The 777-nt window shown below is 59.7% G+C and carries 1 protein-coding gene; it reads left to right on the forward strand.

Annotated elements, in window-relative coordinates; translation table 11 throughout:
* Positions 1 to 23: 23 nt before the first annotated feature.
* On the forward strand, positions 24 to 758 hold the full coding sequence (locus ACMV5H_RS25565; protein WP_414822809.1) for a molecular chaperone: 735 nt from the start codon (positions 24 to 26) through the stop codon (positions 756 to 758).
* Positions 759 to 777: the final 19 nt, after the last annotated feature.

Genomic DNA, 777 nt, shown 5'->3' on the forward strand with positions numbered 1-777 from the left:
TCAGCCTCCACGGAGACCACACCATGAAATACCCGATTTATCTTCTGATGGGCCTATGCCTGTTGGTCAACAAAATGGGCCTGGCACAGGCTCAGGACAACGCCTCGCCGGGGATTTCTTTTTACGTACTGCGGGTGATTTACCCAGAGGGCGAAAAGCAGGGCGTAACGTTGACCGCCTACAACAAAAGCCCGGCACCGTACCTGATGCAGTCATGGATCCGCCCGGTCGATCCGGCCACCGGGGACGTCGATCTGAGCTGGCATGGCACCCCGGTGATGCCGTTTATTGTCACGCCGCCGCTGGCTCGCCTGGAAGCGAACGGTGAACTGGCGCTGCGTATCCGGCGCAACGATATGCCACTGCCTAACGACCGCGAATCGGTGTATTTTATCTCCATGAAGGCGCTGCCCACTCAGCAACCCGACGGTGAGCAGATGGTGATGACGGTCGTGAGCAATATCAAACTGTTTTACCGCCCGGCCGGATTGGTAAAACGCGCCGTAGCAGACATGGCCCCGAAGCTGACCTTCAGCCGGGCAGGCGACCAATTGACAGCCACCAACCCGACCCCCTACTGGCTCACCTTCTCCCGCCTGGCGGTGGGGAATGTGGCGTTGGACAAACCGGCTCTGCGCCTGATGGTGCCGCCTTTCGGCAAGCAGTCTTACACCCTGCCCGCCACCGCGAGCGGGAAAGTCAGCTGGCAGCTGATCGATGAAGATGGCTGGGATACTCCGGTTGCCCAACAGGACTGACGATTTCTCCCTTCCTGGC

It is taken from the genome of Serratia sp. N21D137, assembly GCF_047530005.1.
Classification (GTDB): domain Bacteria; phylum Pseudomonadota; class Gammaproteobacteria; order Enterobacterales; family Enterobacteriaceae; genus Chania; species Chania fonticola_B.